General features: G+C 65.4%; 9 protein-coding genes. 5 read left to right on the top strand and 4 right to left on the bottom strand.

The window, feature by feature from the left end; translation table 11 throughout:
- Nucleotides 1-214 precede the first annotated feature (214 nt).
- Both BM140_RS24805 and BM140_RS24800 read left to right on the top strand, forming a co-directional pair.
- Nucleotides 215-550, top strand: coding sequence for a DUF3768 domain-containing protein (locus BM140_RS24805; RefSeq protein ID WP_091952118.1), 336 nt, complete (start codon nucleotides 215-217; stop codon nucleotides 548-550).
- A gap of 4 nt (nucleotides 551-554) precedes the next feature.
- Nucleotides 555-1,241: a hypothetical protein gene (locus BM140_RS24800; protein WP_165616561.1), complete on the top strand. Its 687-nt coding sequence runs from the start codon at nucleotides 555-557 to the stop codon at nucleotides 1,239-1,241.
- On the opposite strand, the gene BM140_RS24795 is transcribed toward BM140_RS24800, so the two are convergent.
- Complete coding sequence (locus BM140_RS24795; RefSeq protein ID WP_091952117.1) at nucleotides 1,238-1,501, bottom strand: helix-turn-helix domain-containing protein; 264 nt, start codon at nucleotides 1,499-1,501, stop codon at nucleotides 1,238-1,240. The genes BM140_RS24800 and BM140_RS24795 overlap by 4 nt on opposite strands.
- 126 nt (nucleotides 1,502-1,627) lie before the next feature.
- Here BM140_RS24795 and BM140_RS24790 point away from each other — a divergent pair, with 126 nt between their 5' ends.
- The 3 genes from BM140_RS24790 to BM140_RS24780 all read left to right on the top strand — a co-directional run bounded on the left by BM140_RS24790 (nucleotide 1,628) and on the right by BM140_RS24780 (nucleotide 5,352).
- Entirely contained in the window at nucleotides 1,628-3,214 is a 1,587-nt protein-coding gene (locus BM140_RS24790; protein WP_091952116.1) for a hypothetical protein, read from the top strand.
- Between the two features lie 77 nt (nucleotides 3,215-3,291).
- The gene (locus BM140_RS24785; RefSeq protein ID WP_091952115.1) at nucleotides 3,292-4,335 is read left to right on the top strand and encodes a hypothetical protein; all 1,044 of its coding nucleotides are present in this window, start codon (nucleotides 3,292-3,294) and stop codon (nucleotides 4,333-4,335) included.
- Between the two features lie 372 nt (nucleotides 4,336-4,707).
- On the top strand, nucleotides 4,708-5,352 hold the full coding sequence (locus tag BM140_RS24780) for a hypothetical protein (RefSeq protein WP_091952114.1): 645 nt from the start codon (nucleotides 4,708-4,710) through the stop codon (nucleotides 5,350-5,352).
- An 84-nt stretch (nucleotides 5,353-5,436) separates the two neighbouring features.
- Here BM140_RS24780 and BM140_RS25625 read toward each other — a convergent pair whose 3' ends face one another.
- The 3 genes from BM140_RS25625 to istB form a co-directional block, all read right to left on the bottom strand.
- Nucleotides 5,437-5,736, bottom strand: a complete 300-nt coding sequence (locus BM140_RS25625; protein ID WP_131803975.1) for a hypothetical protein — start codon at nucleotides 5,734-5,736, stop codon at nucleotides 5,437-5,439.
- A gap of 31 nt (nucleotides 5,737-5,767) precedes the next feature.
- Nucleotides 5,768-6,280, bottom strand: coding sequence for a hypothetical protein (locus tag BM140_RS25620; RefSeq protein ID WP_165616560.1), 513 nt, complete (start codon nucleotides 6,278-6,280; stop codon nucleotides 5,768-5,770).
- 402 nt (nucleotides 6,281-6,682) lie between these two features.
- On the bottom strand, nucleotides 6,683-7,415 hold a 733-nt coding region (gene istB / locus BM140_RS24770), incomplete at its 5' end, for an IS21-like element helper ATPase IstB (RefSeq protein WP_244535632.1).

Genomic DNA, 7,415 nt, shown 5'->3' with positions numbered 1-7,415 from the left:
ATCAACGGCCGGGTCTTCTCACTGCGCTGGCGCGACTATCCCACCCAGCCGACCATCCTACGCAAGGCCACCGAACTCGCCCTGCTGCCGCCTGGCGAAGCGTAGCTCGCCTCACGAGATCCGCGCCCGGGCCGCCCCGACGGCCTGGGTCGCTCAGCGGCAGCGCCGTCCCGGCCGCCGAACGTCCCCTCCCCTTTCCTCTCCGAGTCTTCCCATGACCGACATCCTCGATGTGGGGCGCGTCGCTGCGCTCAACGACATCCTGCGCCGCTCGCTCAGCGGCGGCACGCTCGTGCTCAGCGCCGGCATCGTCGCGCTCGGCCGCGAGCGCCAGCAGATCATCCTCGACACCGTCGCCGCCTTCGACCGGTTCGATGCCGACAACGACCCCTTCGGTGAGCACGACTTCGGCGCGTTGGAGGCTGCGGGCGAGCGGGTCTTCTTCAAGATCGACTACCTCGACCGCGCGGGGCGCTTCGCCTCGCCCGACCCGGCCGACACCAGCGTTACGACTCGGGTGCTCACCGTCCTGTTGGCCGGGGAGTATTGAGGTGATGGGCTTAGATCCCGCGCAGTTCCATCGGGTCGCCTCGCCCGCGGCGCGAGGTTCGCCGTCGCGGCGGCGCCTTCTCGCCATCCTGGGCAGCCTGTCGCTCATCGGCCCACGGTCGGGCGCGGCCGAGCCCCATCGAGCCGGCATCGCCGACACCGGCACGCCCATCGATCCGATCCCGCGGCTGTTTGCCGAGTTTGTGAGCCTCCTCGACCGACACGAAGCGGCGCTGGCGGCCTGCGACCGCATCGACGCAAGGCTGCTCGCTGGCATCGGCTTCCCCCGCGTGAGGCTGCCGGGCGGCGCCGATGGCGTGCGCCGCTATGCGGCCGACGCCGCAGCCATCGCGCGAGCGGTGCCGCCGGGCCGATGCCGGCAGCGGCTCATGCACCGCCTGCGTCGGCGCCAGCGCCGCTGGGACGCGGCGGCCCAGGAAGCCGGCCTGCTCGAGGCCGAGCTGCATGAGGCATCCGTCGACGGGGCGGTGCTGGCCGCCGCCGACAGCCTCCTGGCGACACCGGCCTGGACCTGTCACGCCGTCGTGCTGAAGCTGATTGTCCTCCTCAGCGTGCACGCCCCCGGCCCGGTCGCGGACACCGCCACACCGTGGCGCGAGCTGCGGCTCATCCTGGCCGACCTCAACGGCCTAGCGGGCGATAGAGCGCGGGGCCGATGGGAGCGCAGTTAGCGCACAGGCTTGCGGCCGGCCTTCAGCGGCGCCGGCCGCTCTGTCCCGGGCTCGGGAGCCACGAACAGGTCGGCAACCGGCACCGCCAGCGCGCGGGCGATCGCCGCCAGGGTGTCGACCGTCACGTTTTCGCTGCCGCGCTCGACCCGGCCGACGTAGGCGCGGTCGATGCCGGCGGCCAGCGCCAGCCGCTCCTGCGACAGCCCCTGCGCCACGCGCAACCGCCGCAGATTCCAACCGATGATCGCCCGCGCGTCCATCGCACCGACAAACCCGATCCGCGGCTTGACAATCGACGGACTGACAGTCCCTCATTCAAGTATCTGTTGGCGCTGCCGCTGCGCCTCGAGCCACGTCACATCCACCCTGATTCCGGAGCAATCCCGATGATCCTTTCCCGTATTACACGGGCGCTGATGCTCGCGATCGTCGCCAGCTCTACCAGTGCGCAGGCAGGCGTCATCACCGACTTCCTCGACCGCATCGGCGGTTGCCGCAAGCCGCTGCACGAAAGCTTCTCCTACGAGATCTCGCCCTACACGCCGAAGCCTTACGGCAAGGCTCTGTCCGATTGGACCGAGGCGGACATGAATGACTTCCGGGCGTACTTCGTCGCCTGCCAAGCTCGTCGACCCAATTGGGACAGCATGGGTGCGGCTGATCGCGCCGACGAGATCCGCCGCATCGACACCGCGATGGCTGAGTTGCGCTACAAGGTCGGGGACGCCCGCGCTTCATCGGCCCGACAGCGTGCGGACGAGGCCACGGGAGCTGAGCGCCAACGGCGCGCCGAGACCGAGCGCCGGGCGGAAGCCGAGGCGGCGGCGCAACAGGCTCAGATCGTGCCGTCCGAGCAACACGAGCGGACGCGGCGCAACGAGGCGGCTCGGGGCAAGGTGGTTCAGCTGCTCAAGGAGCTGCTGGCCTTCACGCAAAACGAGCTCGCGGCACTGCCGCCCGCCGAGCAACTCGTCCGCCTCGACGGCTATCTCGCCCGCATGGAGGCGGTCGAACGCGAAACGGCTGGCACACCGGCCGCTGCACCGCTCGCCGCGATGCTCGGACCGACGCGGACCTTGCGCGATCAGGTGGCTGCCGCCCAGTCGCGCCGCGAGGCATTGAACCCCTCGCAGCCGAACACATCGGTGAGCGCCGGCCCCTACACCGACTTCGAGATGCTCGGACAGCGCGTCGTCTCGGCGATGACGAATCCCATGCAGCGCGAAGCCTTCCGGACCTCGCTGGCGCAGGGCATCGACTTCAATGTCGGGGTCAGCGCCATCGAGCCGACGCCCACCGGTTGGCTCGTCCAGCTGTCGGGCCGCCTCGGGATGCCCGGAACCCCCGGTCAGGGCTTCTTCTGCCGTGTCGAGCGGCACGACGCGCCGAGCGTCGCGGTCCTGCGTACAGTGACACCGCCCCACGACATCGTGCATGTGACGGCGCCGGACACGGAGGAATTCGTGCTGGAAAGCCGGCCTCTGCTCGCCCGCATCGTATTCGGGCCGTGCCGAATCACAGTTCCCTCCGACCGATCGCTAGGGTCGGCGATTACGAGGTTTGGCCGAGGCACTTCGGCTTTGCCGCCGCAGCCCAACAGCGCCGAACAGACGGGCGAGGAGACCGACGCACCGGTTGCCCCCTCTTCGGCCGGGCTAAACTGCACGACCCGTCCACCGCGCAACGACGCGCAGCGAGCTATGGCGCACCGCATCCGGCAGGTCTGGGCTATTCCCGAGGCGCTTCGAGCCGACGCGAGCCTGCTGCTCACGTTTGCAGTCACGCTTAATTACGATGCCGAGGTGACAGCACCCCTTCATCTCGTGCGGTCGCAGAGCCAAACAGCAACGCCAGCGCAGCTACAGGCCGCGGTTGAGGCGGGCCACCGGGCAATCGGGGAGGCAGCACCGTTCCCGGAACTCGGCACATTTGCCGGCGGGACCATGCAGGTCGATCTCACACCCTGCGATTGAGACGAGATCGAAATTGAGCGAAAAGCTCGCTCCGGGGTGCCGTTGAGTCGATCAAAGCTGAGCTAAGGACGGACAGGGTGGATTGGTTCGAGCGACTAACTGGCTTCCGAGAGGCGGGCTATAGCGAAACGCAGGCTCGACTTCGCATCGTCGACGGTCGCCTCATACATCAGACAACTGGCGAAAGCTTTGCGGTGGGTGCGCTGACGTTGCCGTCGGTGGCAGAACTGCGCGCCGCGGCGGCGGATGTTCGCCGACCGGGGCGGTTGCGGCTGTCCGTCGTCGAGGGCGACGTGCGCGCGATGCATCGCCTGCCGGAGAACCGGGGCGCGCTGTTTCAGGTCGCCTCGCAGTTCAACATGCTGGAAATGGTCGGGCCTAGCATTACGCCGGAGGATGGCGTCGCCGGCTATGCCCACGACCGCACGCAGGGGCCAGCCTGCGCCATGGCAGCGGGCGCAGCTACGATCTACCGCAACTACCTCGTGCCGGTGACTGGCGAAATCGGTCAGACGGCGGAACGGCAACTCGACGGGTTGAGCGAGCTCGGTGACGCCTTGGCACAACGGCTCGGCACCGACCGAGCGACACTCTGGACCATGCGCAATGGCTACGCTTTGCCGACGCGGGCGGGGTTGGCGGCTATCGCCGAGCATCTAAGCAAGGCGGATGAGGAAGCCCTGGACGATCTGCGTGGTCGGCTGCGCCTCGGCTTCCACAAGGATGTCGAAGTGACCGACGGGCCGGCACCAATCCCTCTCGTCAGTCAGATTTTCTGCTCGGCGCTGCCGGTAGCCTACGCCCGGTTGCCGGCCTCATCGTGGGCGCCATTCGCCCGCCTCGTGCTGGAGGCGGCCTACGAGGGGACGATGTTGGCCGGGGTACTGAACGCGGCGCGAGGCGCTTCGAACCGCGTGCTGCTCACGCGGCTCGGCGGGGGTGCCTTCGGCAACGCGGATGCCTGGATCGACGCGGCCATGCTGCGGGCGCTGCGGCTCGCTGTTGACCGTGACCTCGACGTGGCAATCGTCAGCTACGGCCCCTTAACGCCGGGGCTGCGGGCTCTCGTCAAAACCGCTACGCAGAGACATAGGGGCATGACTGTGCTTTCGCTGTTTTAGAGTATGCATATTCCAGTCGTAACCGCTAGTATGTCCATTTTCGTGCGCATTTACGGTGGGTAATTTGAGCTACAGTAATTGAGATGAGTGCAGGTATCTGCCCAGTTTTGCGAATAATCACAATTTGGTAAAATAATTTAACAAACATGCATTTGTCGGCACTGCTTGGATTTGCCACAGGCTGACGCGCGGGCTTCCGTGCAGAATTGCTCGTTGAACGGCGAGCATATGTGGAGTCGTGTCGAATTAGAGCTCCTTAGGGTTAATAAGCCTATCAGCTTGTATGTCCACCCAAGCCATTACCCTTCCCAAGCCTCCCCCACTCCCGTCTGACACCCCTTTGGACCAGACTAACCCATCGAGGACATTACTATGATCCAACCCCTTCTCCTCGCCAACCTCAGTCGAAGTGAGCAGTTTCATCAACTCGCGGGTGGCTTCGGCCAAGTGGTCATCGACCGAGTGGCCGACGGGTGGTCCCCCTACCTCCTCGTCCTTAAATTTCGCCACCTCAGCCATTGCCGGCAGCGCACCTCGATCATTGCCGAGATGCACGATGCAGCGGAAGGGGCGTACACGCGGCTGTTGTTTCGCATTTGGAAGCACCCCCGTGCCAACAGCGTGCGCAGTTTGCGGCCCGTTTGGGTTCTTATTGCCGATGTTCCCGGCTCGGGCAGCCGTCAGCTCCCCATCCGTGACCTTCTTCCCAATGATGGCCTACACCTCCAAGGCGTGGTGGCCATGCCCCCCGGAAGTCGCCTCCGCGAACCGCTCGATGAGCACTTGGCGCAGGCGGGCGATCGCTATTGCCCCCGCGGTGGTCCCCTTGTCGCGCTGCACGCCACCCCGATCACGAGCGACGTGGCGTACGTCAACTCCTACAACTTCAAGAGCTTGCGCCGGGGGCGGGCCGAGCTGGACGATGTGCTGATCCTCCCCCGGCCTGTCTCCGATCTCGAAAGCCGTCCCTGCCCTGCCACGGATCCTTGGCGCACGCTGGTTCGGGCGGTTCAATAGGGGATCGAGCCAAGGCGATCCTACGTTCAAGCGTGAAAAGCCGGGGCAGTCACCCACCCCAGCTCCATCGGCATTGTCTGGCTGTTAGCGGACGATTTTCTCTCGATTCAGCTTCAAGATCTCAAGCCGCTGCCAACCATCATCCGTCTCGCCCCGGCAGATGATGCGAACCGTCGCTTCCTGCCCATCCACCATCGCAAATAGACGGTCCCGGCGTTTCGCAGAGGCCTCAAACTCGACGGTGAGGCGCCCGTCCGGATCACTACCCCGCTCGAAAGCCTCGACGGTTCGATCCTCGTGCTTCCGCTTGGCCTGACCTCGGCGAGACGGGCGGGCCGCCTCCTCCGGCTCCTCCTCGGACTCATGCAGGTCCGGGTCATCCACGATCTTCCAGTAATCGTCCCCTTCAGGGTTTTCAGGCGGCCGATACTTCTGCGGGCGAGTGGGATCCGTTTTGGCCGCCTTCGTCAGTTCCTCGATCCCCCCCCGCCTTGATGATTTCCCCCACAACATCATCGGCGCGTACCGCTCGGCGGGCCAGCACCTGCAAGCCCCGCACATAGGCCCCCGCTCGATCCCGCTTTGCATCGTTGCCGGCGTTCAGCACCAAGTACGCGGCATGGCGCATGGCGTGGGGCTGATCCTTGATCGGACGCAGCGGATGCTTGCGAGTCGCAAAAAACGGGCTTTTGATAAACTGCCGCCATGCACTACCATGGTATTTCAGATACTGCCCCAGGGCGTACACGACAGCTAAGACCTCGTATTTCTCTTGCCGCCAAGTGTCTTCGCCGGCGGCGTACTTTTCACGCGCTTGCTCGGCTGCCGCAGCCGGATCGCTAACAACTCGACGCATGATTTTCGAGTCATCGCGGGGAGAAAAGTCGCCCTTCGGCAGGCGAGGCATTTTGCGCTTTTTGCGAGGCATGATTTCGAGCCTTTTAAGGGAAATTTCCGGGATTCCCGGATTTTTAGGCACTGAATGGGTGTTTCGAGGGAGCCGGTGAAAGCAATCATCGACTCCCAATGGCGCTAGCGTTTCGTTTCGTTGTTGCGGCGGATGAGCTGGCGGATGTCCTCAGCCTGCCAGTAGTTGATACGCGTTCCGAGCTTCATAGGCGGCGGAAACTTGCTGGACTTGAGTTTTACCGACCAAGTGTTGCGACTTACCGGTGCCGGCTGTCAAACAGCGTGGAATGTTGACCCCGGATCGGCGTCCAAAATTGACCCCCTGGATGTGTCGTGACGCCCCTGGTCAGCCCGGCGGAGCGGATCGAGGTGGCGCAGCCGGGCTGATCAGGGATCCAGAAGGCGCGACGGGTAGCCGACCTCAGGCGCGGTTCTTGAAGCGCCAGCTCTCGTTGCCGGTCTCGACGATCTCGCAGTGGTGTGTGAGCCGGTCGAGCAGCGCGGTCGTCATCTTGGCGTCGCCGGCAAACACCGCCGGCCATTCCCCGAAGGCGAGGTTGGTGGTCACCACGATCGAGGTGGTCTCGTAGAGCTTGCTGATCAGGTGAAACAGCAACTGCCCGCCCGACTGCGCGAACGGCAGGTAGCCGAGTTCGTCCAGCACCACGAGGTCGAGGCGGGCGAGGTGGTCGGCGATGCGGCCCTGCCGGCCGGCCCGCGCCTCAGCTTCGAGCCGGTTGACGAGGTCGACCACGTTGTAGAACCGGGCCCGTGCCCCATCCCGGATGCAGGCGCGAGCAATCGCGATGGCCAGATGCGTCTTGCCGGTACCGGTGCCGCCGACCAGCACGACGTTGCGCTGGTGGGCTAGGAACTCGCCGCCGGCGAGATCGCGCACCAGCATCTCGTTGATCGGCGTGCCGGTGAAGGCGAACTCGGTGATGTCCTTGGCCAGAGGCAGCTTGGCGATCGTCATCTGGTAGCGGATCGAGCGGGCCTGCTTCTCGCTGATCTCGGCCTGGAGCAGGTCACCGACGATCTGCTGCGGCTCGTGGGTGCGCTTAGAGCGCCTAACAGAACGGCACGAAGCGGTGGATGGTGCGTTGGTGGGGCATGGCTCGCGCTCTGCTTCCCGACGATCTCTGGACGGAGAT

The sequence above is a fragment of the Methylorubrum salsuginis genome (genome assembly GCF_900114375.1).
GTDB classification, from domain to species: Bacteria; Pseudomonadota; Alphaproteobacteria; order Rhizobiales; family Beijerinckiaceae; genus Methylobacterium; species Methylobacterium salsuginis.
The sequence above is the reverse complement of the archived record's forward strand: the minus strand, read 5'-3'. Positions and strand labels throughout refer to the sequence as shown.